The 26,892-nt window shown below is 62.8% G+C and carries 21 protein-coding genes and 1 other annotated feature; of the genes, 10 read left to right on the forward strand and 11 right to left on the reverse strand.

The features are described from left to right. Positions 1–71: 71 nt before the first annotated feature. Positions 72–1,001, forward strand: coding sequence for an S-layer homology domain-containing protein (locus J9789_RS11820; RefSeq protein ID WP_209345678.1), 930 nt, complete (start codon positions 72–74; stop codon positions 999–1,001). A 73-nt stretch (positions 1,002–1,074) separates the two neighbouring features. After that, positions 1,075–2,868: an aspartate--tRNA ligase gene (gene aspS, locus J9789_RS11825; protein WP_209345680.1), complete on the forward strand. Its 1,794-nt coding sequence runs from the start codon at positions 1,075–1,077 to the stop codon at positions 2,866–2,868. A gap of 46 nt (positions 2,869–2,914) precedes the next feature. On the opposite strand, the gene J9789_RS11830 is transcribed toward aspS, so the two are convergent. The 6 genes from J9789_RS11830 to pta form a co-directional block, all read right to left on the reverse strand. Beyond that, positions 2,915–3,823 (reverse strand): FAD/NAD(P)-binding oxidoreductase, encoded by a 909-nt coding sequence (locus J9789_RS11830; protein ID WP_209345682.1) that lies wholly within the window; start codon positions 3,821–3,823, stop codon positions 2,915–2,917. After that, a complete protein-coding gene (locus tag J9789_RS11835) occupies positions 3,810–5,261 on the reverse strand; it encodes an FAD-dependent oxidoreductase (protein ID WP_209345684.1) in 1,452 nt (483 codons plus the stop codon). The genes J9789_RS11830 and J9789_RS11835 overlap by 14 nt, the downstream gene beginning before the upstream one ends. Positions 5,262–5,288: 27 nt before the next feature. Further along, positions 5,289–7,196, reverse strand: coding sequence for a molybdopterin biosynthesis protein (locus tag J9789_RS11840; protein WP_209345686.1), 1,908 nt, complete (start codon positions 7,194–7,196; stop codon positions 5,289–5,291). A 39-nt stretch (positions 7,197–7,235) separates the two neighbouring features. Further along, positions 7,236–8,453: a gephyrin-like molybdotransferase Glp gene (gene glp / locus J9789_RS17330; RefSeq protein WP_209345688.1), complete on the reverse strand. Its 1,218-nt coding sequence runs from the start codon at positions 8,451–8,453 to the stop codon at positions 7,236–7,238. 166 nt (positions 8,454–8,619) lie between these two features. Continuing rightward, a complete protein-coding gene (locus tag J9789_RS11850) occupies positions 8,620–10,107 on the reverse strand; it encodes a peptidoglycan DD-metalloendopeptidase family protein (RefSeq protein WP_209345690.1) in 1,488 nt (495 codons plus the stop codon). 353 nt (positions 10,108–10,460) lie between these two features. Continuing rightward, on the reverse strand, positions 10,461–11,444 hold the full coding sequence (pta, locus tag J9789_RS11855; RefSeq protein ID WP_209345692.1) for a phosphate acetyltransferase: 984 nt from the start codon (positions 11,442–11,444) through the stop codon (positions 10,461–10,463). 180 nt (positions 11,445–11,624) lie between these two features. Here pta and J9789_RS11860 point away from each other — a divergent pair, with 180 nt between their 5' ends. Both J9789_RS11860 and lepA read left to right on the forward strand, forming a co-directional pair. After that, positions 11,625–12,320 (forward strand): helix-turn-helix transcriptional regulator, encoded by a 696-nt coding sequence (locus J9789_RS11860; protein ID WP_209345694.1) that lies wholly within the window; start codon positions 11,625–11,627, stop codon positions 12,318–12,320. Between the two features lie 140 nt (positions 12,321–12,460). Next, positions 12,461–14,269, forward strand: a complete 1,809-nt coding sequence (lepA, locus tag J9789_RS11865) for a translation elongation factor 4 (RefSeq protein ID WP_209345696.1) — start codon at positions 12,461–12,463, stop codon at positions 14,267–14,269. Between the two features lie 51 nt (positions 14,270–14,320). On the opposite strand, the gene gpr is transcribed toward lepA, so the two are convergent. Continuing rightward, entirely contained in the window at positions 14,321–15,220 is a 900-nt protein-coding gene (gene gpr, locus J9789_RS11870; protein WP_209345698.1) for a GPR endopeptidase, read from the reverse strand. 198 nt (positions 15,221–15,418) lie between these two features. On the opposite strand from gpr, the gene rpsT reads away from it, so the two are divergent. Continuing rightward, positions 15,419–15,682, forward strand: a complete 264-nt coding sequence (gene rpsT / locus J9789_RS11875; protein WP_245185246.1) for a 30S ribosomal protein S20 — start codon at positions 15,419–15,421, stop codon at positions 15,680–15,682. A 148-nt stretch (positions 15,683–15,830) separates the two neighbouring features. Then, complete coding sequence (locus J9789_RS11880) at positions 15,831–16,700, forward strand: YihY/virulence factor BrkB family protein (protein WP_209345701.1); 870 nt, start codon at positions 15,831–15,833, stop codon at positions 16,698–16,700. A 34-nt stretch (positions 16,701–16,734) separates the two neighbouring features. On the opposite strand, the gene ade is transcribed toward J9789_RS11880, so the two are convergent. The 3 genes from ade to J9789_RS11895 all read right to left on the reverse strand — a co-directional run bounded on the left by ade (position 16,735) and on the right by J9789_RS11895 (position 19,999). Next, positions 16,735–18,441 (reverse strand): adenine deaminase, encoded by a 1,707-nt coding sequence (gene ade / locus J9789_RS11885; RefSeq protein WP_209345703.1) that lies wholly within the window; start codon positions 18,439–18,441, stop codon positions 16,735–16,737. A gap of 120 nt (positions 18,442–18,561) precedes the next feature. Further along, on the reverse strand, positions 18,562–19,302 hold the full coding sequence (locus J9789_RS11890; protein WP_209345705.1) for a type III pantothenate kinase: 741 nt from the start codon (positions 19,300–19,302) through the stop codon (positions 18,562–18,564). A gap of 1 nt (position 19,303) precedes the next feature. Continuing rightward, positions 19,304–19,999, reverse strand: a complete 696-nt coding sequence (locus tag J9789_RS11895) for an ECF transporter S component (RefSeq protein WP_209345707.1) — start codon at positions 19,997–19,999, stop codon at positions 19,304–19,306. Between the two features lie 253 nt (positions 20,000–20,252). Between J9789_RS11895 and coaBC the strand changes: the two genes are divergently transcribed. The 3 genes from coaBC (at position 20,253) to J9789_RS11910 (ending at position 25,012) form a co-directional block, all read left to right on the forward strand. Further along, complete coding sequence (coaBC, locus tag J9789_RS11900; protein ID WP_209345709.1) at positions 20,253–21,452, forward strand: bifunctional phosphopantothenoylcysteine decarboxylase/phosphopantothenate--cysteine ligase CoaBC; 1,200 nt, start codon at positions 20,253–20,255, stop codon at positions 21,450–21,452. A 55-nt stretch (positions 21,453–21,507) separates the two neighbouring features. After that, positions 21,508–21,715, forward strand: a binding site (T-box leader). Positions 21,716–21,911: 196 nt separating this feature from the next. Continuing rightward, positions 21,912–23,348, forward strand: coding sequence for a glycine--tRNA ligase (locus J9789_RS11905; protein WP_209345711.1), 1,437 nt, complete (start codon positions 21,912–21,914; stop codon positions 23,346–23,348). A 272-nt stretch (positions 23,349–23,620) separates the two neighbouring features. Then, positions 23,621–25,012 carry a tryptophanase gene (locus J9789_RS11910; RefSeq protein WP_209345714.1) on the forward strand — a complete coding sequence of 464 codons (1,392 nt, stop codon included), beginning with the start codon at positions 23,621–23,623 and terminating at the stop codon, positions 25,010–25,012. A 108-nt stretch (positions 25,013–25,120) separates the two neighbouring features. On the opposite strand, the gene J9789_RS11915 is transcribed toward J9789_RS11910, so the two are convergent. Continuing rightward, the gene (locus J9789_RS11915; protein ID WP_209345715.1) at positions 25,121–25,354 is read right to left on the reverse strand and encodes a hypothetical protein; all 234 of its coding nucleotides are present in this window, start codon (positions 25,352–25,354) and stop codon (positions 25,121–25,123) included. A gap of 53 nt (positions 25,355–25,407) precedes the next feature. Here J9789_RS11915 and J9789_RS11920 point away from each other — a divergent pair, with 53 nt between their 5' ends. Further along, on the forward strand, positions 25,408–26,781 hold the full coding sequence (locus tag J9789_RS11920; protein ID WP_209345717.1) for a sodium-dependent transporter: 1,374 nt from the start codon (positions 25,408–25,410) through the stop codon (positions 26,779–26,781). The last annotated feature ends 111 nt before the right edge of the window (positions 26,782–26,892 follow it).

Below are 26,892 nucleotides of genomic sequence, written 5' to 3' on the forward strand. Positions count from 1 at the left end.
GTGGAACTTTCCCCCTTTCAAGCCGTCTATAAAAGACGAACCTGTGAGATTTGACAAGGAGGAATTTTTCCATGAAAAAGCTTGCCGCTCTAATTCTGTCCGCCGCCCTGCTGGTGGGCTCCGCCGCCGCCATCTCCCCCGAGGAGGCCTTCCCCAAGGTCAACGACTACCCGGGCTACAACGACGTACAGGCCGGTTCCTGGTACGCCGACCCCGCCCAGGTGTGCTATGAGGTGGGCCTGATGACGGGCACCAACACCGGCTTCACCCCCTTCGGCATCCTCACCGTGGGCGAGGTGGCCGCCATCGCCGCCCGCATGAACGAGGCCATCACCGGGGAGCCGATCCCCACGGTGGACCCCAAGCCCGGCGAGAGCCTGCCCTGGTACACCTCCTATGTGAAGTACCTGGAGGCTCTGGGCGTCGACGTGCCCGACCCCACCAAGCAGGCCACCCGGCAGGAGTTTGTGGCCATCCTGGCCGCTGTGGTGCCGGAGGACATGCTCTCCCCCATCAACACCATCACCACCCTGCCTGATACCCAGGATGCCGACGTGCTGCGCTTCTATAACGCGGGCATCCTCACCGGCGTGGACAACTGGGGCACCTTTGCTGCCAATAACAGCCTGACCCGTGCCGAGACCGCCGCCATGGTGGCCCGTGTGGCCCGCACCGACCTGCGCCAGACCTTCACCCCCGCCGACTACACCCCCTTTACCGCCGCCGGTCTCAAGCCCTCTGATGTGCTCTTCACCAACGGCACCACCGCCGGGGCCTACCTGCCTTACGTGCAGGAGCTTATCGACGGCCTGGAGGCCGACTGCGCCGCCCAGGGTATGGAGTTCAACTGGTTTAACACCGTGGACGGGGTCACCTTCCTGGACTACGTGAAGAACACCGCCCTCTCCCACTTCGGCGTCACCGCCAAGGAGGGCACCGACCTGTACAAGAACTTCGACGTGCAGGTGTACTACAGCAAGGTGATCGATCTGCGGGGTTAATTGGGATTCCGCAAAATAGCCCGGCTATTTTGTAATATAGAAAAGAAATAATACTATCTGGAGTTGATTTTACATGGCAAATGCCAAGACCTACTACCGCACCCACACCTGTGGGGAGCTCCGCATGGAGCATGTGGGCCAGACCGTCACCCTGGCGGGCTTCCTGGAGAACTTCCGTGAGGTGGGCGCCAACCTGGGCTTCGTGGTGCTGCGGGACTTCTACGGCACCACCCAGGTGGTGGCCGAGACCGAGGAGATGGTCAAGACCATCAAGGCCCTGAACAAGGAGTCCACCATCGCCGTCACCGGCGTGGTGCGGGAGCGTGACTCCAAGAACCCCAAGCTGCCCACCGGCGATATCGAGGTGGTGCCTGAGAAGATCGAGGTGCTGGGCCGCTGCCGCCACAACGAGCTGCCCTTCCAGGTCAACCGCAGCCGCGAGGCCGACGAGACCCAGCGTCTGAAATACCGCTACCTGGACCTGCGCAACCCGGCGGTGAAGAACAACATCATCCTGCGCTGCAACGTGGTGGCCGCCCTCCGCGCCGCCATGATCGAGCACGGCTTCATGGAGATCACTACCCCCATCCTGACCGCCTCCTCCCCCGAGGGCGCCCGTGACTACCTGGTGCCCAGCCGCAAGCATCCCGGCAAGTTCTACGCCCTGCCCCAGGCTCCCCAGCAGTTCAAGCAGCTGCTGATGGCCTCCGGCTTCGACAAGTACTTCCAGATCGCCCCCTGCTTCCGGGACGAGGACGCCCGCGGCGACCGCTCCCCCGGCGAGTTCTATCAGCTGGATATGGAGATGGCCTTTGCCGACCAGGAGGACGTGTTCGCCGTTCTGGAGGACGTGCTGCCCCCCATCTTCGCCAAGTTCGGCACCTACAACGTGGCCTCTGAGGCCCCCTTCCGCCGCATCTCCTACCTGGAGGCCATGGACAAGTACGGCTCCGACAAGCCCGACCTGCGCATCGACCTGACCGTCACCGACGCCACCGAGGTGCTGGGCTCCTGCGGCTTCGGTCCCTTCGAGGGCAACACCGTCAAGGCCATCGTGGTGTCCGGCTTTGAGGGCACCCGCAAGCAGATCGACGGCATCTGCAACGAGGTTGAGGTCCAGTCCGGCAACAAGGCCTACTGGTTCCGCCTGGACGAGAAGGGCGAAATCGTGGGCGGCATCGCCAAGTTCGTCCAGCCCATCAAGGATGCCGTGGTGTCCGCCCTGGGCCTGGAGCCCGGCTGCTTCGTGGGCCTCACCGCCGGCAAGCTGCTGACCGCCCAGAAGACCGCCGGCGTGCTCCGCTCCAAGCTGGGTAACTTCTGCCCCAACCACATGGACAAGGAGCGCTACGAGTTCTGCTGGATCGTGGACTTCCCCATGTACGAGATCGGCGAGGAGTCCGGCGAGCTGGAGTTCTGCCACAACCCCTTCTCCATGCCCAACGGCGGCCTGGAGATCCTGAAGAAGGCGGCCGCCGGCCAGGTGGACCCCCTGTCCATCACCGCCTTCCAGTACGACCTGGTGTGCAACGGCGTGGAGCTGTCCTCCGGCGCCGTGCGGAACCACGACCCCGAGATCATGATCGAGGCCTTCCAGCTGGTGCGGCTGGGTGAGGACGACGTGAAGGCCAAGTTCCCCGCCATGTACAACGCCTTCACCTACGGCGCTCCCCCCCACGCGGGTATCGCCCCCGGCGTGGACCGTATGGTCATGCTGCTGGCCGGCGAGGAGTCCATCCGTGAGATCATCCCCTTCCCCATGAACAAGAACGCCCAGGACCTGATGATGGGCGCTCCCAGCTTTGTGACCGACGCCCAGCTCAACGAGCTGAACATCGTGTGCACCAAGAAGGAAGACGAGGAATAAAACAACAGAAAACGGCCCCCATCGGATATCCGATGGGGGCCGTTTTTTATCCTTTTCCTAACAATTCCAACCCCACCCGGCGGCCCAGCTCCTCGGCCTGGGTGGTGACGGTGTCCACAATCTCGTGGACATAGTCGCAGTTACCGCACAGGGAAGCCCAGCCAGGTATTTTCCCGCCCAGGCCGTCCAGCAGCTCCCGCTCGGGGATGAGGCCCAGGGCGGTGACCAGAGTGTCGCAGGCCACCTGCTCCTCCCTGCCGCTGTCCAGGCGGCGGAGGGTGACGCCGGTGAGCCGCCCCTCTCCGTGGAGCCGGGTGACGGTGGCTTTGGTGATGAGGGGGATGTTGTGCTCCAGCAGGCAGGAGCGGTAATTGCGCACCATGCCGCCGCAGCTCCCCTGCTGCTCCACCACTCCCACCACCTGGCAGCCCGTCAGAGCCAGGCGGCGGGCCACGATGAGTCCCAGATCCCCGCTGCCCAGCACCAGGGCCCGGCGGCCGGGCTTCCAATGGTGCAGGTTGAGCATCCGCTGCACCAGACCGGCGGTGTATACCCCGGCGGGTCGGGTGCCGGTGACCGGCAGAGAGCCGATGGTCTTTTCCCGGCAGCCGGAGGCCAAAATGAGCCGCCGGAAGGACACCGTCTCATACCCGGCGGGGCCGGACAGCTCCGCTGTCCGCCGCTGGGACAGGGAGAGCACCGTGGTGTTCAGCCGTACACTGACCGCCGCCCCCTCCATCTGGGCGATGATGCGCCCGGCGTACTCCGGGCCGGTCAGGTCCCGGCGGAAGTAGCCCAGGCCAAAGCCGTGGTGGATGCACTGGGGCAGGATGCCCCCCAGTTTGGCCTCCCGGTCGGCCAGCAGCACCGACACCGGCCCCGCATTTGCGGCAGCCAGGGCGGCGGACATCCCGGCCGCGCCTCCCCCCACCACCAGCAGATCAACCCTCTCCATACCGTCCTCCTGTCAGCAGCCGGGAACCCGGCCCGTCCTTCCACAGGTCCTCCGGGGGCACCCCCAGCATCCGGGAGAGCAGCTCCATCACCCGATCGGTGCAGAAGGAGCCCTGGCACCGGCCCAGGCCGGTGCCCACCCGCCGCTTTACTCCGTCCAGGGTGACCGCACCCCGGCGGATGGCATCCCGCACCTCCCCCTCGGTAATCCCGCCGCACCGGCACAGGATGCGGCCGTAGGCCGGGTCCCGGGCCACCAGAGCGGCCCGCTCCTCCCGGCTCAGGGACCGGGGGCGCACCGGGGCCTTGCGCTCCGGGCGGAAGGTTGGATCAGGCTCCCTCCGGCCCAGAGTCTCGGCCACCTGAGGAGCCAGCCAGGCCCCCAGGGCCTGGGCGCAGGTGAGGCCGGGGGTCTTGATGCCGATGAGGCTCCACAGCCCCCGGGCCGGATTAGTAATCGTAAAGTCGTGGATGCTGCGGGCGCTGACCACGCTGTAGGGCCGGGGCCGCACCCCGGCAAAGGAGCGGATGGTAAGCCCCAGATCCAGCTGGGGGGCCACCTGGGCCACCATCTGACGCAGCTTGTCCAGCCCCGCCGTAGTGGTGGCCGACTGGGGCCCGGCGGCTCCCTCCTCCGTGGGTCCCACCAGCAGCTTGCCCTCCAGGGTGGGCACCAAGGTCAGGCCCTTGCCCTTCTCCTCCGGCTCGTGGAAGATGACGTGGCCCACGTAGTTCCCCGCCCCCTCGTCCAGCATGAGGTAGTCCGCCTTTTCCGGGGAGATGCGCACCGACGGCGGTGCGGCCAGCTCCTGGACCTGGTCGGCGTGGAGGCCGCAGCAGTTGACCACCGCCGCCGCCCACAGCTCCCCCCGGAGGGTGACCACCCGCCAGCCCCCGTGCTCGGGGAGCAGGTCGGTGACCGGGGCCCCCAGCCAGGGAGCCACCCCGTTGGCCAGGGCATTTTCCCAGGCGGCATAGCACAGCCCCCAGGGGTCGGCCACTCCGGTGCCGGGGGCGTAGAGGGCGGAGGACACGCCGGGGGCCAGCCCCCGCTCCCACTTCTCGGCCTCCCGGCCGGAGAGCAGCCGCAGCCCCTCCACCCCGTTCTCCATCCCCTGGAGCAGCTTGTCCTGCAGCACCCGGTCGGCCCTGGGGCCGTAGCTCACCATGAGAGAACCCCGGCGGGAGAAGGGCACCCCCAGCTCCCGGCACAGGGTATCAAAGCCCCGGTTGGCCTCCACGCACAGCCGGGTCTTCAGCGTGCCCGGCTTGGTATCGCAGCCGGTATATACGATGGCGGTGTTTGCCCGGGAAATGCCGGTACACACGTCCTCCCGGGCCTCCACCAGCGCCACCTTCAGAGGGTAGCGGCGCAGCTCCCGGGCCATAAAGCAGCCCAGCAGCCCGCCGCCCAGTACCGCCACGTCATAGCGCTCCATGGAAGTCCTCCTCTCGTGATCGCTGCCTCAGAAATGCCGCCGCACCCGGCCGGGCTCATCGATGGTATAGCCCCCCAGCTTCTCCAGCCGCTCCCGGAAGGCCGGGCTTTTCAGCACCTCCAGCAGGGCCTCCACCGCCGGGGTGCCCCAGGCGTAGTCGGGGATGAGCAGGTCGTACTGCTCCACGCATACCGGCAGGAAGTCCAGGTCATACAGCCGGGCGGCGGACAGGATGCCCATACCGGCGTCGGCGGTGCCGGACGCGATCTGGGCGGCCACCGAGGTGTGGGTCAGCTCCTCCCGGTCGTAGCCGTACACGGCGGCGGGGTCCACTCCCTCTTTCCGGCACAGGTAGTCGGCCAGAATGCGGGTGCCCGAGCCCTTCTGCCGGTTGACGTACCGCAGGCCGGGCCTGGCGATGTCCCCAAAGCCGTTCAGCCCCAGGGGGTTGCCCTTGGCCACCATCAGGCCCTGGGTGCGGCCCACGCACTCCACCTGATACACCCCACCGTTGGGGAAATACTTCTCCAGATAGGAAGTGTTGTAGCTGCCGTCGGACTCGTCCAGCAGGTGGCACCCCGCCCCGTGGGCCTCCCCCCGGCGGAGGGCCATAATGCCCCCCATGGAGCCCACGTGGGTGGAGTTCATGTACAGGTCGGGGTGATTTTGGTGGAGCAGGTCGGCCACCTCGTCCAGCAGGGGGTCGTGGCTGCCCATCATCACCAGAGTGCGGGCCAACTCCTCCCGGGGCCGCAGCAGAGAAATCGTGACCTTTTCCCCCGCCTCGACACCTTCCTTGCCCTGGGGGATGTCCAGGATGCCGTCGGCCTTCAGGAAGGAGGTCACCACCCCGGCCCCCCGGGCCAGGGGGGAGGCCACCAGCTTATCCCCCACCTGGCCCAGCCGCACCCGGACGAACTCCCGGTATTTCAGCCCCGACACCACCCGCCGGGCCAGCACCGCCTCCACCTGTTCCCGGGCGGGGGCCTTTTTGCCGGTCCAGCCCTCAATCAGGGGGCGGAGCAGGTGCTCCAGCACCAGGATGCCGCTGACCGGGTAGCCGGGCACCCCCAGCACCGGTACAACGCCCCGCCGGCCCAGAATGGCGGGCTTGCCCGGGCGGATGGCCAGCCCGTGGCACAGCACCTCCCCCACTCTACCGATGACGGCGGCGGAGTAGTCCTCCCGGCCCGCCGACGACCCGGCGTTGAGCACCACCAGGTCGCACTCATCGGTGGCCCTGGTCAGGGCGACGGTGAGAGCCTCCGGATCATCCTTCACAATGGGGTAGGTTTTGGCCTCACCGCCCCACTCCCCAATCATGGCGGAGAAAATGGAGGAATTGAACTCCAGCACGTCCCCCGGCTGAGGGTGGTCGGTGGGAGGCACCACCTCGTCCCCGGTGGGCAGGATGCCCACCACCGGGCGGGTAAACACCTCCACCTCCAGTATTCCTCCGGCGATCATGGCCCCGATGGCGGCGGGGGTGATGGGGGTATGGGCGGGAAGGAGCATCTCCCCGGCGCACACGTCCTCCCCAATCTGCCGCACATGCTGCCAGGGAGCGGCGGCCTCATGGAGGACGACCTTCTCCCCCTCCCACAACACGTCCTCGATCATGACCACGGCATCCCTTCCCTCGGGCAGGGGGTCGCCGGTGTCCACCACGGCAAACCGGTTGGGCTCCAGGGTAATGGGAGTGGTCTCAGTGGCCCCGAAGGTATCCGCCGCCTCCACGGCGATGCCGTCCATGGCGCAGGCGGGATAGTGGGGGGCGCACAGGGTAGCATAGACGGCGTGGGCGGTCACCCGGCCCGCCGATTGAGCCGCCGGGACCATCTCGGTCTTGGGCTGAAATCCCCCCTCCGCCAGCCAGACGGGGTAGTCCCGCACCGCCTGGTCCAGGGGCACATTGATCAGATAGATAAAGGGCATAACAACGCCTCCTGCATCAAAGGATTTGGCGGGCGGGGATCATCCAAAGAGGGACACCTCCACACGCTCCCCCGCCGGGACGCCCTCCCGGTCCCGGGGGACGCAGAAGAAGCCGTCCGCCCCGGCCAGGGTGGTGATGAGCCCCGACTTGCCCCAGATGGGCACGGCCCACAGCCCGTCGGGCTTCTCCTCCAGGGTGACCCCGGTGTATTGGGCCCGGCCGTGGTTGGCGGGGACGGTCTGGGCCAGACGTGCGGACACCGTCCGCTCCGCCCAGGGCCGCCCCTCTAGCCGGGCCAGCAAGGGGAGCAGAAAGAGCTTGGCGGTAAAGAGGGCGGCCACCGGATGACCAGGCAGACCCAGAATGGGCTTTCCCCCCGCCTTCCCCAGCAGGGTGGGCTTCCCCGGTTTCATGGCCACCCCGTGGCACAGCACCTCACCCACAGAGGCCATCACCCGGCAGGCGGCGTCCTTCTCCCCCACCGAGCTGCCCCCCGACAGCACCACGCAGTGGCAGCTTTCCAGAGCCTGCTCCACCGCCTCTCTCAGCTGATTCTCCTCATCGGGGATGATACCCAGGGGCACCGGCTCCGCCCCCGCCTGAGCCGCCACAGCGGCCACCAGAGGGCCGTTTACGTCCCGCACCTGTCCGGGGCCGGGAACCCTGTCCGGGGGCACCAGCTCATCCCCGGTGGACAGGATGCCCACCCGCAGTCGGGGTGCCACCGGCACCTGAGTTACCCCCAGGGCCGCCAGGGCCCCGATGTCCTGGGGCTCCAGCCTGCGGCCCTTGCGGAGCACCAGGTCCCCCGGCTTTACGTCGTCCCCCTTGAAAATCAGGTTGGCCCCCGGGGGCACGCTTTTCACGATGCCGATCTCCCCGCCGCCGTAATGTTCGGTGTGCTCCACCATCTGGACGGCGTCCGCTCCCTCCGGAATCGCCCCGCCGGTGGGGATGGCGGCGCACTGGCCGGGCCCGATGGAAAAGGTGGGCTCCTTGCCCATCTCCACTTCCCCCACCTGGGTGAGCAGGGCGGGAATGGACTCGCTGCACCCGAAGGTGTCCGCCCCCCGCAGGGCGTAGCCGTCCACCGTGGACCGGCAGAAGCCGGGCACATACTCCGCTGCGCTTACGTCCTGAGCCAGTACCCGGCCCAGAGCCCGGTCCAGTCCCACCATTTCCGGGGGACGGTTCAGGGGCCCGAAGGCGGTGCCGATACAGCCCAGCAGCTCCTCTGGGGTCATGACGGTGAGCATGGTCCTTCTCCCCTTTCCCGGCGGCCATCGCCTGGATTTTCAGTGAAACACGTAGTTTACTAACTTCTATTATATGGCTTTTTGGACCGGATTGCAACGGGCGGCAGGCGCGAAAAAACCCCGGCGCATCTGCGATGCGCCGGGGTTAGCTTTCCTTGTAATCGGCTCAGCCCAGGTAAGCCAGGGGGTTTACCGAGGTGCCGTTGATCTTGATCTCAAAGTGGCAGTGGTTGCCGGTGGACCGGCCGGTGGAGCCTACCTTGGCAATGGCCTGACCCTGATAGACCTTGTCGCCGGTGGAGACCAGCAGGCTGGAACAGTGGGCGTAGTAGGTCTGCACGCCGTTGCCGTGGTCGATGATGACGTACTTACCGTAGCTCCAGTTGCTGCCGGTGCCGGTGCCGGACCAGATGACGGTGCCGCCGTCGGAGGCCTTGATGGTAGTGCCGTAGGAAGTGGCGATATCCAGGCCGCTGTGGTAGCTGTAGGAGCCAAAGATGGAGCGGTAGCCGAAGCTGGAGGTGATGTGGCCGTACACGGGCCAGATGTAGGTGCCGGTGGGCAGCCAGGAGGGCCGCACCTTGGTGCCGACGGCGATGACCTTGTTAGTGGCCTCACGGGTGACCTCGGTGGAGAGCACGTTGCGCTCCTGCTCCACGCCGTTGAGGTAGGACACGTCGGCGGTGACCACCTGCTCGCCGGGGGTACCGGCGTCCAGCACCTTGGACTGGCCCTGGTACATGGAGCCGTCCTCCACCTCTACCACGGGGCACTCAATGGACTCGGTGTAGGTGATGTGGTCCACGGTCTTGACGGACAGGAAGGGAACCTCTTCCTTCACGTTGATGATCTGGCCGATGTAGATGCGGCTGCTGTCCACGTCGGGGTTGAGGGCCTCCAGCTCGGACAGAGTCATGTTGTTGGCGGAGGCGATGTCCACGAAGGTGTCGCCCTTCTGCACCTCATAGGTGGTCTGGCCGTTCTGGTTGGCGGTGAGGGCGGCCAGCATGGCGTCGGAATCCTGCTCCACGTCGGAAGCGGTATACTCGTGGGTGATGTACACGCCGGAGGTAAACTCGGCGGAGATGGTGTTCTCATTGATATAGGAGGACTTGACCTGATCCAGCACGGAAGTGATGGTGTCCCGGTCCTGAGCGGCGCCGATGAACTGGCCGTTGACGGTGAGCACGTAGTTCTTCATCACGTCGCCGATCTGGTCGAAGAGGTAGGTCTCAAAGTCGGCGGTGGGGGTGATGTTCTCCGGCTCGGTGAGGGCCAAGGAGTAGGTGATGTCGCCGTCCAGGGTGTAATCATAGCCCAGGATCTCGGTGGCGCGGGCCTCTACCCGGTCCACGGTCTGCTCAAAGACCTGCTTGGAGGCCACGGTGCCCAGAGCCACGCCGTCCAGCTCCACCACATAGGCGGGGGTATACACGGTGGTCACCACCGCGGCCACGCCCAGCACAGCGGCAGCAGCCAGGAAGTGCAGGGGGCTGATGATGCGCCCGCCGCCGGCGGTGGCGGCGTCCGACCAGTGCTGGAACCGCTTCACGCCGGCCTGAATGGCGGCGCCGGCGGCCTGCGCCCAGCTGCGGAGACGGAGGGCCAGACTCTCGCCGTCGGTCTCCTGCGGAATATGAAGGATCTCGTCCATGGGGGGATTCCCCTCCTATATCGTGAAATAAAAGTATGTCTGTTTCCAGTCTGTATCGAATCGGTAACAGGTGGAAACGAAAAGGTTACAAATGGTTACAGTCGTAATCATACACGCATTCTTGCAAAAAGTCAAGTCTTTCCGGGGAAAACCGACCATTCCCATGCAAACGGCGGAAGAAATTTTCACTCCACCACATCTGGTAGGCCTCTTTTGTAACCGGCGGCCCCACCCCCAAGACCGGCGGTTCTCCGCCCCTGTCCGCCAAACTTTTTTTGTCAATTTGCCAGAAAACTTGCAAATAGAAAAAACCGGAGCACCCTGACGGGTGCTCCGGTTTGATGTACAGTTCCTTAGGCCAGCGCAGCAGTGATGATGGCCATGGAGTAGACCTCCTGGGCGTTGCAGCCGCGGGACAGGTCGTTGATGGGGGCGTTCAGGCCCAGCAGCACGGGGCCGTAGGCGTCGAAGCCGCCCAGACGCTGGGCGATCTTGTAGCCGATGTTGCCGGCGTTGATGTTGGGGAAGATAAAGGTGTTGGCGTAGCCGGCCACTTCGGAGCCGGGGCACTTCAGCTGGCCCACCTTGGGAGACACGGCGGCGTCAAACTGCAGCTCGCCGTCCACGGCGAAGTCGGGCTTGGTAGCCATGACCTTCTCGTAGGCGTGACGCATCTTGTCCACGGTCTCGCCCTTGCCGGAGCCCTTGGTGGAGTAGCTCAGCATGGCGACCTTGGGGTCGATGCCGAAGGTACGGGCACAGTGGGCCACCTCGGTGGTGATCTCAACCAGCTCGTCCTCGGTGGGATCGATGTTGATGGCGCAGTCGCCCATGGCCAGCACGGTGCTGTCGCCCACGCCCTCACGGACCATGATGAAGCAGGAGGACACGATCTTGTTGCCGGGCTTGGTCTTGATCAACTGCAGGGCGGGACGGACGGTGTCGGCGGTGGAGTAGGTGGCGCCGCCCAGCAGGCAGTCGGCCACGCCCATCTTCACCAGCATGGTGCCGAAGTAGTTGCCCTTCTTCAGAGCGGCGCGGCACTCGTCGGCGGTCATCTTGCCCTTACGCAGCTCCACCATGGCCTCCACCATCTTGTCCATGTCGGGGTAGGTGGCGGGGTCGATGATCTCGGCGCCGCGGATGTTGTAGCCGGCCTCCTCGGCAGCAGCCTTGACCTCAGCCTCGTTGCCGATGAGCACGGGGGTCAGGAAGGTACCGGCCAGCAGACGGGCGCTGGCCTCCAGGATACGGGCGTCGGCGCCCTCGGTGAAGACGATGCGCTTGGGGCTCTTCTTCAGAGTGTCGATCAGAGTCTGGAACATATGAATAGCCATTGGAAACTCCTCCGTTTCAAAGATCCGTACTTGTGCCAAATACTTGGCGGTATGACTATTATACACCTGCCTTTACGACAATCACAAGGACCAGGGTGAAAAATATTGTGAAAAAAATCGCTTTACTTTTGGTATTTTTGAAATTATACTATACACACTGTTTTTGAGGAGAGGTGTACTATGACTTCAGATTTTTCCCGCTGCCTGTCCCTGCTGCGGCAGGAGAAGGGGGCGTCTCAGCGGGCGGTGGCCAAGGACCTGGGTATCAGCCAGGCGCTGCTGTCCCACTATGAAAACGGCGTCCGGGAGCCCGGCCTTGCCTTTGTCATCAAAGCCTGCAATTATTATAATGTGTCCGCCGACTTCCTGCTGGGCCGCACCCTGAGCCGGGACGGCACCACCATCGCCGCCGAGGAGCTGTACGACTACTCCACCGAGAAGGACAACGTGCTCCACGGCTCCATCCTGGCCACCCTGAACAAGAAGCTGCTGGTCAACTCCACCGGCGTGCTCTTCGACCTGCTGGGCAAGACCGGCAAGAAGGAGGCCATCAACGCCGCCGCCGACTATCTGGGCACCGCCATCTATAAGCTGTTCCGCCACCTGTACCGGGCGGACGGCACCCAGAACGAGGACTTCTTCTCCGTCCCCGCCCGGCAGTTTACCGCCGGCGTGCCCTTTGCCGACATGATCTGCGCCGAGGCCGACTACACCGAGGCCCTGGCCGCCCACGCCAAGGACAAGGGCACCTTCCCCCCCATGAACAACGACGCCCTGATGGAGAACTACCCCGGCCTGTACCAGTCCCTGCTCCAGATCATCCACAACACCGGCGAGCGCATCAACCGCCGTACCGCTGAGCGCCGGGAGAAGTAAGGGGCCTCGTCCTCCCAAACTCCATATCCTTCGCTTTCCCCTGACGGGCAAAGCTCACTCATTCCGTTGCTCGTCCTCTCCAAATCAAACCCGCTGCGCTGGGCTTTGATTTGGTTCATCCCCCAACTGGAGGTTTGTCTATGACTGATCAATCCAAGATTCGTAACTTCTCGATCATCGCTCACATCGACCACGGCAAGTCCACCCTGTCCGACCGGCTGATCGAGCAGTGCAACGCCGTCACCGCCCGGGAGATGGAGTCCCAGCTGCTGGACAACATGGACCTGGAGCGGGAGCGCGGCATCACCATCAAGGCCCGCGCCGTCAAGCTCAACTACGCCGCCGAGGACGGCAACACCTACGAGCTCAACCTCATCGACACCCCGGGCCACGTGGACTTCAACTACGAGGTGTCCCGGTCCCTGGCCGCCTGTGAGGGCGCCATCCTGGTGGTGGATGCCGCCCAGGGCATCGAGGCCCAGACCCTGGCCAACACCTTCCTGGCCATGGAGCACGACCTGGAGATCCTGCCGGTGGTCAACAAAATCGACCTGCCTGCCGCCGAGCCCCAGCGGGTGAAGGACGAGATCGAGAACATCATCGGCATCCCCGCCCAGGACGCCCCCGAGATCTCCGCCAAGGTGGGCATTAACATCCCCGCCGTGCTGGAGGACATCGTCAAGAACGTCCCCGCCCCCAAGGGGGACCCCAAGGCCCCCCTGAAGGCCCTCATCTTTGACAGCCAGTACGACGCCTACCGGGGCGTCATCGTCTACTTCCGCGTCATGGAGGGCACCATCAAGACCGGCATGAACGTGAAGCTGATGGCCTCCGGCGCCACCTATCAGGTGCTGGAGTGCGGCCACCTGCTCCCCCTGGGCATGGAGCCCTGCAACGAACTCATCGCCGGCGAGGTAGGCTACTTCACCGCCTCCATCAAGAACGTGAAGGACACCCAGGTGGGCGACACCATCACCGGCGCCGACTCCCCCGCTGCCGAGCCTCTGCCCGGCTACCGCCCCGCCCGGGCCATGGTGTACTGCGGCATCTACACCGAGGACGGCTCCAAGTACCCCGACCTGCGGGATGCCCTGGAAAAGCTCCAGCTCAACGACGCCTCCCTGTCCTTCGAGCCGGAATCCTCCGCCGCCCTGGGCTTCGGCTTCCGCTGCGGCTTTTTGGGCATGCTCCACATGGAGATCATCCAGGAGCGGCTGGAGCGTGAGTTCGACCTGGACCTCATCACCACCCTGCCCTCCGTCATCTACCGCATCACCAAGACCGACGGCACCGTGGTCATGGTGGATAACCCCCATAACTACCCCGATCCCGCCAACATCGAGATGGCGGAGGAGCCCTACGCCAAGGTGTCCATCGTCTCTCCCCCCGACTACGTGGGCAACATCATGCCCATGTGCCAGGAGCGCCGGGGCGAGTACAAGGACATGCAGTACCTGGACACCAACCTGGTGGAGCTCCACTACTCCATGCCCCTGGGCGAGATCATTTACGATTTCTTCGACACCCTGAAGGCCCGCACCAAGGGCTACGCCTCCCTGGACTACGAGATGGACCGGTACGAGGTGTCCGAGCTGGTGAAGGTGGATATGCTCCTCAACGGCGACCAGGTGGACGCCCTCTCCTTCATTGCCCACAAGGACAAGGCCTATCCCCGTGCCCGCCGCCTGTGTGAGAAGCTGAAGGAGAACATCCCCCGTCAGCTCTTCGAGATCCCGGTGCAGGCCGCCATCGGCGGCAAGGTCATTGCCCGTGAGACCGTCAAGGCCATGCGCAAGGACGTGCTGGCCAAGTGCTACGGCGGCGACATCACCCGTAAGAAGAAGCTGCTGGAGAAGCAGAAAGAGGGCAAGAAGAAGATGCGCTCTCTGGGTACGGTTCAGATCCCCACCGAGGCGTTTATGGCCGTATTGAAGCTCGACGAAGAATAACCAAAAAGACCTGCTGCAGCACGCAGCAGGTCTTTTTTTGCATCCGCCTCCTCAGCTGAGGAACAGCTCCACATCCTCCACCGTCAGGCCGGTCTGGAGGGCCAGGTTGATGCCAAATCCCACCACCTTGGCCAGGTCGGTGACCTTGGCGTCGATGTCCCTGGGGGTGACCAGCACCCCCTCCCCCGCCCCCTGAAGGGCCTGGGGGTCCAGGTCGGCCTGGCCCGCCTCGGCCAGCAGGTCGGCGGCCAGGGTGGCTCCGTCCACCACCGTGGGCACCCCCACGGCAATGACGGGTACTCCCAGGCTCCGCCGGTCCAGAGCCGCCCGGGCGTTGCCCACCCCCGATCCGGGGGTGATACCGGTGTCCGCCAGCTGGATGGTGTTGCACACCCGGCTTAAACTGCGGGAGGCCAAAGCATCTACCGCAATGACACAGGATGGGCGAATCTTCTCGGTGACGGCCCGCACCAGCTCCCCGCTCTCCACGCCGGTGGTGCCCAGCACCCCCGCCGCCAGGGCGGCCACCGGCCGGAAGGAACCGAAGTGCTCCGGCACCTGCTTCACCAGATGGCGGGTGACCATAGTGTGGTCGGCGGCGGCGGGGCCGATGTTGTCCGGGGTGATGGCCCGGTTGCCCAGCCCCACCACCAGGGCGGGGGCCCCCTCCGGCAGCTTGAGCAGGGCATTGAGCTCAGCGGCCACCGCCCGGGCCGCCCGGCCGAAGGCGTCCTCCTCCCGGCGGGCCAGCCCGTCCAGGGTGATGGTCACATAGGTGCCCACCGGCTTGCCGATGGCCTTGGCCCCCTCCTCGTCCACAATCCGCACCGTGGTCACCGGGTAGCCCTCCCGGGTGGATTCGGTCTGCTCCACCCCCCGGAGCTCCCCGGCGCCCCCTTCCCGCCACAGCTGGGCGGCCTCCACCGCCAGATCGGTCCGTCTTTTCTCCATACTGACCCTCCTGTAACCCCAAGATATGGTGTTTTGTATACGGCTTTCCTCTATTTTTTGCGGAGAGCCGCCCCATATACAAAAAAAGTGAAAAAATCTGAAAAAAACTGTTGCAATTTCTTCGCTCACCTGCTAGAATGTAAAAATGCACAGGGCAAACTATGTGTATTACTATCGTCATCGGAGGAGGTGTTTGGTTTGCCGAATATTAAGTCTGCCAAGAAGCGTGTCCTGGTGAACAAGACCAAGGCCATGCAGAATAAGGCCGCTAAGTCCGCCCTCAAGACCGAACTCAAGAAGTTTGAGGCCGCTGTGGTCGAAGGCAACCGCAGCGAGGCCGAGGGCGCTTACAAGGTGGCCGTTAAGGCGGTCGACAAGGCCGTGGGTCATGGTCTGCTGCACCGGAACAACGCCGCTCACAAGAAGAGCGCCATGACCATCAAGCTGAACAAGCTGGCCTAATCTGTGGTCAACATGAAACCGCCTGCCGCGCAGGCGGTTTTTTGCTGCCCAAAAATAGGGTACGGCGGCCTTCCCCAGGGCCTGCCTCTTGCATTATCTTCCATAATATGGTATATTCAAAAGGAACCTGTGTCAGGGAGGTGGGTCCATGCCCAAGGAGCTGCTGCAAAAGAAGCCGGTGAAATTCATTGTGGAGATGGTGGAGCTCTACTTCTCCAAGCACATCTCCCGCTCGGCTGCCGAGCTGGCCTACTTCCTGATCCTGTCTTTCTTTCCCCTGCTCATCTGCATCAACGCCTTTATCAGCCTGCTGCCGGTGGACCTGGAGGAGCTGATCTCCGCCGCCGCTCCCCTGCTGCCTGAGGCCATTCTGGGTATTCTGCGGGATTATGTGAGCTACATCACCACCAATGAGTCCCCCGGCATGCTGATTGCAGGTATTTTCATGACGGTGTTCTTTGCCTCGGCGGCCTTCCGGGCCCTGATGAACATCATGGACGAGATTTACGGCCGCAAGGGCTACCTGGGCTTCCGGCAGGTGATCGCCAGCGTGCTCTTTGCTCTGCTGCTGCTGGTCACCATCTTCCTGTCCCTGGTGGTGCTTCTCACCGGCGGGTGGCTCTTTCAAGCGGTGGAGGGGCTGCTCCACCTGGATTCCCACACCCTGCCCTGGGACTGGCAGTGGATGCGCTTTCTGCTGCTCTTCCTGTTCGTCTTTCTCTTCGTGCTGCTGGTGTACCGGGTGGCGGCTCCCCGGGGCAAGCCCCGGCCGCCGGTGCTCACCGGCGCCTTCCTGGCCTCGGTGGCCCTGTCCGCCTTCTCCATGCTCTTCTCCCTGTTTATCGGCCTGTCCTCCCGGTACTCCCTGGTGTACGGGTCCCTGGCCTCCATCATCATCATGCTGGTGTGGCTCTACCTGTGCGGCAACATCCTCATCATCGGCAACATCTTCAACTGCGTGTGGTACCGCCACCGAAAGCTGAAGATGCTGAAGGAACTGAAAAAGGAAAACAAATAACGGGGCCCTCCCCCAGTGGGAGGACCCCGTTATTTCATTTGTTTTCGTTTAATAGGGTGAAGCGGTCCACGTCGAACAGCCCCCGGTCGGTGAGCCGCAGCTGGGGGATCACCGGCAGGGCCAGGAAGGACAGAGTGGTGAAGGGGTCCACATGGCTGGGTATGCCCATCCCATAGGCCTTGCGCAAAATGGCCGCCGTTGCGTCCCGCACAATTTCCCAGGGCGCGTCGCTCATGAGCCCGGCGATGGGCAGCGGCACCTCACCCAAAATCTCGCCCCCGGCGCACAGCACATAGCCGCCCCCCATCTCCCGCAGCCGGTTGACCGCCGTCACAATGTCCCGGTCATTGTCCCCTGCCGCAATGATGTTGTGGCTGTCATGGGCTACACTGGTGGCGATGGCGCCTCCCGTGATGCCGTAGCCCTTCAGGGGGCACACCGCAAGGTTGCCGTTTTTGCCGTGGCGCTCCACCACGCACAGCTTGGTATAGACGGCGTCCGGGGTGAAGAACCCATTCCGGCTGGGCACCTCCTCCACCACATGGCGGGTGACGATCTGATGGGGCACCAGCTGGATGCAGTGGGCCTTCCCCCCTACCGGCAGCGCCACGTCGGCCTCGGTCAGGGCCTGGCAGCGCACCGAGTGGGTCAGTGCCGCCGGGACAGGCACGGGGGCCAGCCCCGCAAAGGCCCGGGAAACCTCCACGCCGTCCTTATACACCGTGCGCACCGACACATTCTCCAGCCGGTCCAGCACCACCAGGTCAGCCCGATAGCCGGGGGCCACGGCGCCCAGCTCCCGCAGCCCGTATACCCGGGCGGCGTTGATGGTGGCCATCCGGATGGCGGTCACCGGGTCCACCCCCAGCTGGATGGCCAGGTGCACGTTATGGCGCACGTTGCCCGTTTCACTCACATCGTCGATGTGCTTGTCGTCGGTACACAGCAGCAGCCGGTCGTCGGGATACCCGGACTTGAGCCAGCCCTCCAGAAGGGCGGCGGTGTTTTGGGCCGCACTGCCCTCCCGGACCAGCACCGCCATCCCCGCCCGCAGCTTTTCCGCCGCCTCGGCAAAGGTGGTGCACTCGTGCTCCGTGGCAATGCCAAGAGAGGCGTAGGCCTGCAGATCCCCGCCTGTGATTCCCGGAGCGTGGCCGTCGGCCAGCTTGCCGAAGCGCCGGGCCAGCTCGATCTTCTCCACCACATCGGGGTCCCCGGCAATGGCCGCCGGATAATTCATTACCTCGCCCAGGCCCAGCACCCGGGGGTGGGAGAGGTAGGGAGCCATCTCCGCCGCTCCAAACTCCGCACCGTTGGTCTCAAAGGGGGTGGCGGGCACGCTGGAGGGCAGCATCAGATACACGTTCAGGGGCAGCTTCTCAGTGGCCTCCAGCAGGTAATCCACCGCCGCCGTACCGCACACGTTGACGATCTCATGGGGGTCGGCCACCACGGTGGTGGTGCCTGCGGGCACGATGGCCCGGGCCAGCTCAAAGGGGGAGGCCATCACCGACTCCATGTGTATGTGGGCGTCGATAAACCCCGGGCAGACGATCTTACCGGTGCAGTCGTGCTCCTCCAGGCCGTGGTAGCTGCCCAGACCCGCGATGTATCCGCCCTCAATGGCTACGTCACACTGGGTCATCTCTCCTGTAAATACATGGACTACAAGGGCGTTTTTCAGCACAAGCTCCGCCGGTCTGCGCCCTGCGGCCACGTCAGCCAACCTGCGTCTGTCCATCTTCACCGCTCCTTTTCCCGGTTTGAGCCTAGTATATATCAAACCGCTCCAAAAGAACAGCACGCAACGTATAAAAGGAAAACCGGCCCCCAAATGGGGCCGGTTTTTTCCCATCATATGCTATGGTTGTCTGCGCCGCCAGATCTCCCCCAGCCCCAGATAGGTCAGGTGAGGCTCCCAGGCGGTGGAGATGCGCAGCAGGGGGCGTACCAGAGTGCTGTTGCCGCCGGTAAGCACCACCGTCAGAGGACCCAGCTCCTCCTCCAGACGGCCCACGATGCCCTCAATAGCCCCGGCGGCCCCGTAGAGGGCGCCGTATTTCATGCAGGACACGGTGTCGGTGCCCAGCAGTCCTTCGGGCTGGGACAGGGTGATGGGGGGCAGCTGAGCGGCCCGGGCGGACAGGGCCTCCAGGGACAGGGCCAGGCCGGGCAAAATCATGCCGCCCCGGAACAGCCCTCCCCGGTCCACCACCGACAGAGTGGTGGCGGTGCCCATGTCAAAGACGGCCACCGGAGGGGTGTACCGGGCCAGGGCGGCCACACAGTCCACCACCCGGTCCATCCCCAGGTTGGCGGTGTCGTACCTGCTGAGATCCAGGCCGGTGTCGGTAGATTTGTCCACCACCAGCACGGGCTTTCCGGTAAGGGCTTTCAGCCCCTCCCCCACCGGGCCAGTGAGAGCAGGTACCACCGAGGAGAGGACAGCCCCCTTGGCCTCCACCCCCTCCAGCAGTTCTTTGAGGGATGCGGTCCAGTCCAGGGCCGGGTCGCTGGGCAGCTTTTTCACAAAGGCCACCTGCTCCCCCCGGAGGCCTGCAATGGCAACGGTGGTGTTGCCGATGTCAACCGCCAGCAGCATCTCAGGCGGGCTGCTCCACGGCAGCGGCGGGGGCCTTCTTCTCCAGCTTGAGGGCCCGCACCATAGGCACACACACCGCGGGGGTAATGACGGCGGCCACAATGGCCTCGGGGATGCCGTTGGCGGCCACGATGCCCAGGATGAAGCCCATCACCGCGTCGGCGGGGATGCCCTGAGCGGCGGCATAGGCCTCGGTGAAGATCACGCCGATGGAGCCCATGACCAGGACGGTGTTGGTGAGGGCGCCCACGATACCGGCGATCACCATGCCCACAGTCTGGACACCGGCGTTGGACTTGCGGAACAGGAACTTAATAAAGGTGTACACCAGCCAGGGGGTGACGCCCACCAGGATACGGGGCACAAAGCAGATGAACAGGGCCCAGGGGCTGCCACGGTCCAGACCGGGCACGGGGATGAGGGGGGTAAACACAAAGGAGGAAAGACCGGGCACCAGCGTATTCTTGATCAGGCTGGACAGACCGAACATTCCTCCAAGGAACGCGCCCTTCTTGGGCCCCAGCAGGATGGAGCCGATGATGACCGGTACGTGGAGAATGGTGGCCTTGATGACAGGCAGGTCAATGAGACCCAGGGGAGTGAAGGTGAGCAAAAAGATAATGCCGGTAAACATAGCCAGAATGGCCATGCCCTGCACCTGCTTGCTCCGCTGAGACCGGGTGAGCGCTTTTTTCATATTCAATTACCTCCAGCTGCCGTTCCTCTCTCAGGATACAGCGCGTATTTTGGGTGACCGCTCCCCTGTCCTGCACGACCTACCGTCTCCTGAGAGTACAGCGGCCCCGGACGGGAACAGCCTGAAACATTATAGCGGTTTTGTCCCCAAAATGCAATGGGAATGTGGAAAACCTACGTTCTGTCTGCTATAATTGAGGAACCGATTCCGGCGGCTAAGGGCCGCCCCGACAGATCATAAGGAGCATTTTGCCATGCAGTTAAAAGGAAAAACCGTGCTGCTGGGGGTCACCGGCGGCATTGCCTGCTACAAATCCGCCAACCTGGCCTCCGCCCTGGTGAAGCAGGGAGCCAACGTCCAGGTGGTGATGACCCGCAACGCCACCGAGTTCATCGGACCCCACACCTTTGAGTCCCTCACCGGCAACCGGGTGAGCGTGGACACCTTCGACCGCAACTATCAGTTCCAGGTGGAGCACATTGCCCTGGCCGACCAGGCCGACCTGGTGCTGGTGGCTCCCGCCACCGCCAACGTGCTGGCCAAGCTGGCCCACGGCCTGGCCGACGACATGCTGACCACCACCATTCTGGCCTGCAACTGCCCCAAGATCGCCGCCCCCGCCATGAACACCAAGATGTACGAGAACCCCGTCACCCAGGACAACCTGGACATTCTGCGGAAGTACGGCTGGGAGATCGTGGAGCCCGCCAGCGGCCGCCTGGCCTGCGGCGCCGTGGGCAAGGGCAAGATGCCCGAGCCGGAGGACCTGCTGGAATGCGTCCTCCACGCCCTCAGCCATGAGAAGGACATGACCGGCCTCAAGGTGCTGGTTACCGCCGGACCCACCCAGGAGGCCCTGGACCCGGTGCGCTATCTCACCAACCACTCCACCGGCAAGATGGGCTACGCCATCGCCAAAGCCGCCGCCGCCCGGGGAGCGGAAGTCACCCTGGTGTCCGGGCCGGTGAACCTGAAAAAGCCCCCCTATATGGAGGTGGTGGACATCCTGTCCGCCCAGGATATGTTTGACGCGGTGACCAGTCGGGCCCCGGAACAGGATATCATCATCAAGGCCGCCGCCGTGGCCGACTACCGCCCCGCTTCCGTGGCGGAGGATAAGATCAAGAAGAGCGGCACCGACGCCGACCTCTTCCTCCCCCTGGCCCGCACCAGCGACATCCTGGCCTGGCTGGGCGAGCACCGGGCGCCCGGTCAGTTCCTGTGCGGCTTCTCCATGGAGACCAAGGATATGGTAGAAAACTCCAAGAAGAAGCTGGAGAAAAAGCACATCGACCTCATCGCCGCCAACAACCTGAAGCAGGCGGGGGCCGGTTTCGGAGTGGATACCAACGTGCTCACCCTCATCTCCTCCGACGGAGCCCGTGAACTGCCCTTGCTGAGCAAGGAGGAGGCCGCCCACGCTCTGCTGGACGAAATTATGAGCCGCCGGTGAGCTTTCGCCCCTTTTTGCCTTGACGGTAGGGGGAAAAAATGATAGAATGGCCCACGATAAGGCAGTGATCGGGAAGAGTACCCCCATGTTTCCGCACCAGAGAGGAGCCGGACGGTGCAAGGCTCCGGCGGAGGTGGAGGGAAGGCGCCCGTGAGCCGCGGGGAGGCAATGCCCCGCCGGTCCCCCGCCGTTACCGGGAACGAAGAGCGTACCAGCCAGGTACGAATTCAGGTGGAACCACGGACATTTTGTTCGCCCTGAGCCGAAAAACGGCTCAGGGCGTTTTTTATTTACAGCGTCTGAGGCCGTGAGCAGGGGAGATAACGCCGGAGCGCAGGGCAGAGCCCAGGGCCGCTGGAAGCGGACCGAGTCTGCACGGAGACGGAGAAGTTATCGACCCGGCCGCGAGCGTGCCGAGGCGTGAGTACCGTTCTGAGCCAGATAAAAGGAGTATGTGACATGAAAAACACCGAAAAGACCATGGAGCAGATCGTCACCCTGTGTAAGGGCCGCGGCTTCATCTTCTCCGGCTCCGAGATCTACGGCGGCCTGGCCAACACCTGGGACTACGGCCCCCTGGGTGTGGAGCTGAAGAACAACGTGAAGAAGGCCTGGTGGAAGAAGTTCGTCCAGGAGAACCCCTACAACGTGGGTCTGGACGCCGCCATCCTGATGAATCCCCAGGTGTGGGTGGCCTCCGGCCACGTGGGCGGCTTCTCCGATCCTCTGATGGACTGTAAGGAGTGTAAGGAGCGCTTCCGCGCCGACAAGGTCATCGAGGACTGGTGCGCCGAGACCGGCTTCACCCTGCCCAAGCCTGTGGACGCCCTGTCCCAGGAGGAGATGAAGGCTTTTGTGGAGGAGCACAACATCCCCTGCCCCTCCTGCGGCAAGCACAACTGGACCGACATCCGTCAGTTCAACCTGATGTTCAAGACCTTCCAGGGTGTTACCGAGGACGCCAAGAACACCGTGTACCTGCGTCCTGAGACCGCCCAGGGCATCTTTGTCAACTTCCAGAACGTGCAGCGCACCACCCGCCGCAAGCTGCCCTTCGGCGTGTGCCAGATCGGTAAGTCCTTCCGCAACGAGATCACCCCCGGTAACTTCACCTTCCGTACCCGCGAGTTCGAGCAGATGGAGCTGGAGTTCTTCTGCCAGCCGGGCACCGAGCTGGACTGGTTCAAGTACTGGAAGGAGTTCTGCCATCAGTGGCTGCTGGACCTGGGCATGAAGGACGAGAACCTGCGGCTCCGGGACCACGATCCCGAGGAGCTCTCCCACTACTCCAACGCCACCACCGACTTTGAGTTCGTCTTCCCCTTCGGCTGGGGCGAGCTGTGGGGCGTGGCCTCCCGCACCAACTTCGACCTGAACGCCCACCAGACCACCTCCGGCAAGGATATGACCTACTTTGACCAGGAGAAGAACGAGCACTATATCCCCTACGTCATCGAGCCCTCTCTGGGCGCCGACCGCGTGACCCTGGCCTTCCTGGTGGACGCCTTCGATCAGGAGGTTGTGGGCCAGGACAAGAAGGGCAACGACGACATCCGCACCGTGCTGCGCCTCCACCCCGCTCTGGCTCCCTTCAAGTGCGCCGTGCTGCCCCTGAGCAAGAAGGAGGTCCTGTCCGGCCCCGCCCAGCAGCTGCGGGACGAGCTGGCCAAGGACTTCATGGTGGACTACGACGACGCCGGCTCCATCGGCAAGCGCTATCGCCGCCAGGACGAGATCGGCACTCCCTTCTGCATCACCCTAGACTTCCAGACCGTGGGCGACGAGAACACCCCCGCCGACCACTGCGTCACCATCCGTGAGCGTGACTCCATGGAGCAGGTCAGAATCCCCATGGATCAGGTCAAGGCTTATATTGCCGAACGCGTGAAGTTCTGATTTCAGTCTTTTTCCCACTTATATATTCAAATAGCATTCCAAAAAGTACCTGCCGCAGGGTTTTGCGGCAGGTACTTTTTTTGCCGCTCTGTCCATATTTTTGATGTTAGAATTTATTACACGATGTATATTTATCTAAAGCGTACAATTTCTCTTACACAATTTGATTTATTATTACATGATTGACACAATAACTTTGTGGTGTTAGTATTTATTACACAAGGAGAGAAAAATAAACACAATGAAATATTTTATGATAAGGAGTGTCAATTATGGAACGCAACTTCCAGCACGCTGAGCCCTTCCGCATCAAGGTTGTGGAGCCCATCAAGAAGACCACCCGGGCCTATCGTACCCAGGCTCTGAAGGACGCCCAGTACAACGCCTTCCGTCTGAAGGCCGAGGACGTGTATGTGGACTGTCTGACCGATTCCGGCACCTCCGCTATGAGCACCGAGCAGTGGTCCGCCATGATGCTGGGCGACGAGAGCTACGCCGGCTGTAAGAGCTTCTACAAACTGGAAGCCTCTGCTCAGGAAGTCTTCGGCATGCCTTATGTGCAGCCCACTCACCAGGGCCGCGGCGCCGACTTTATTATGGCTCAGTACTATGCCAAGCCCGGCAAGTATGCCGTAGGCAATATGCACTTTGACACCTTCCATGGCAACGCCGAGATCCTGGGCGCCATTCCCGTGGACTGCGTTATCGACGCCGGTCTGGATGCCGCCAGCCCCGCCGAGGACTTCAAGGGCAACATCGACCTGAACAAGGTCCAGAAGATCATCGACGAGCACGGTGAGGACTCCATCTCCGTCATCATCATCACTGTCACCTGCAACAACAACGGCGGCCAGCCCGTCTCCATGGCCAACATCAAGGCGGTCAGCGAGTTTGCCAAGGCCCACAACATCCCCGTGGTCATCGACTCCGCCCGTCTGGCTGAGAACGCCTGGTTCATCAAGACCCGCGAGCCCGGCTATGAGAACAAGGACATCAAGGAGATCACCCGCGAGATGTTCTCCTACTGTGAGACCGCTACCATGAGCTCCAAGAAGGACGGCCTGGTCAACATCGGCGGCCTGATCGTCACCCGCAACCACGACTTCTACCTGTACTCCAACGTCCAGGCCATCGTGCACGAGGGCTTCATCACCTACGGTGGTCAGTCCGGCCGTGACATGGAGGCTCTGGCGGTTGGTCTAAGAGAGGCTACCACCGACGAGTACCTGGAGTACCGCATCAATCAGGTCAAGTACCTGGGCGACCGCCTGAAGGAAAAGGGCATCCCCTGCGTGGAGCCCAGCGGCGGCCACGGCATCTATGTGGACGCCCGCCGGTTCTTCCCCCAGATTCCTCAGTGCGAGTTCCCCGCTCAGCGACTGGTCGTGGCCCTCTATGAGGAGGCCGGCATCCGCGCCGTAGAGATGGGCGCCTGCGCCTTCGGCGGCAAGGACCCCGTCACCGGCGAGCCCATCTGGCCCGCTCTGGAGCTGATGCGCATCTCCGTGTCCCGCCGCGTCTACACCAACAACCATCTGGACTGCATCGTGGATGCCCTGGATTACATCTACCAGCACCGCGACGAGTATAAGGGCATGAAGCTGATCTACGAGGGCCCCATCACCGCCCTGCGTCACTTCACCGCCGGTTTCGAGCTGCTGTAAGCCCATGCGCGCCCCGGACCGGGGCCAAAACGGCCCCGGTCCGTATAAAGTAAAACAAATGGTACAAACTGTACCGGGGAGACCCCCCATAGCCGGAACAAAGTTAAGTCAGCTTTGTTTGGACAAGCGTGCCTGTACGCCCGTCGAACGGCTCAGCGCAAAAAAAGCCGCAGGAAAGCTGGCACTTTCCTGCGGCACAATGGGCAGAAAACCGGCCCCAAACGGGGCCGGCATCCTGAATCCATAGGAAATTATATGCCCATTCTCCTCCGCTGTCAAGCGGCGGATGCGCAGGGCGGCGGCCCGGTGGGCTGCCAGCATATAACTGAATCTTGTTCCCATGTGAACGGTCTCCTGCATCCCCGCACGCTTGATAGAGGATAGGAGGGACAAAAATGGGAAAGCCTGAAAACACCCTGCAATCTCCGAATCGTGAACAATTCGGAAGTCGAATCGCATTCGTCCTTGCCTCCATGGGAGGTGCCATTGGACTGGGAAACATCTGGAAATTTCCCTATCTGGTGGGCCGCCACGGCGGCGCAGCCTTTATTGTCGTCTACCTCCTGGCCTTGGTATTCATTGGCACCCCTGTGCTAATGACCGAATTTGCTATCGGCCGTAAAACCAAGACCAGCTATACCTCCGCTCTGAAGCAGCTGCTTCCGGGAAAGAAATGGTATCTTTTAGGTATTATTGGCGTCATCGCTCTGACGTTGACTCTGTCTTTCTATGGTGGCATCGCCGGTTGGACCCTGGCTTATCTGCTCAAGACCGTTACCGGCGCATACAGCGGTATGAACGGCGATGAGATCGGTGCCATGTTTGGTTCTTTCTCCGCCGATCCGTTCCAGATGATTCTGTGGCTGGGCATTATGCTTCTTATCACCACCTTTATTGTCCTGCGGGGTGTTAAGGGCGGTATTGAAAAGGTATGTAACGTCCTGCTGCCCATCATGTTTATCATGATCATCTTCCTGGCCATCCGCTCCATCCTGCTGCCCGGCGCAGAGGCCGGTCTGGAATTCTATCTGGTTCCCGATTTCTCCAGTCTGAATGCAGAAACGGTCATGGCAGCTATCGGCCAGGCGTTCTTTACGCTGGGCGTCGGCGCCGGTAACCTGGTCATTTATGGTTCCTATCTGGATCACAAGAAGTCCCTGACCAGCAGTACGCTGATGGTTGGCGTGGGCGATACCTGCGCTGCTGTCATGTTCGGCCTGATTATCTTCCCCGCCGCCTTCGCTTACAACATCGAAGCCGGCATGGGCCCCCCGCTGGTATTCATCACTCTACCCACCATTTTTGCTCAGATGAAGTTCGGTATGGTCCTGGCTACCATCTTCTTCATCATGCTGTTCTTTGCCTGCCTGACCTCCACCATCTGCATCATGGAGGCTATTGTGGGCTACCTGGTGGATGAACTGAAAATTGCCCGCAAAAAGGCCACTTGGATCGTTTTTGGAATTGTCTTCGTTATCGGCTCTATCATGATGATGTCCTTTGGTCCTCTGGCTGATGTATTCATCTTCGGTAAAACCATCTTTGACTTCTTCAATGACACCGTGGTGTCTGCCATTCTTCTACCTCTGGGTGCCCTTCTGATGGTCATCCTGGTTGGCTGGATCCTCAAGCCCAAGACCCTTCTGGAGGAAATCAACATTGGCGATGGATTGAAGGTAAACCGTTATTACACCATTACTGTAAAGTACCTGGCTCCCATTGCTATTATCTTCATGTTCCTCCAGTTGATTGGCATCATTAAATTCTAACCCCCCTTAAAACTCTCTTCTCATTTTGGCACAGCAGGAATCTGGTTTTGCCCAGACTACTGCTGTGCCTATATTTTCCCGCCTTTCTCTGGACATTCCAGGTGTTTTGGG

The sequence above is a fragment of the Flavonifractor sp. AGMB03687 genome (assembly GCF_017811815.1).
Classification (GTDB): domain Bacteria; phylum Bacillota; class Clostridia; order Oscillospirales; family Oscillospiraceae; genus Flavonifractor.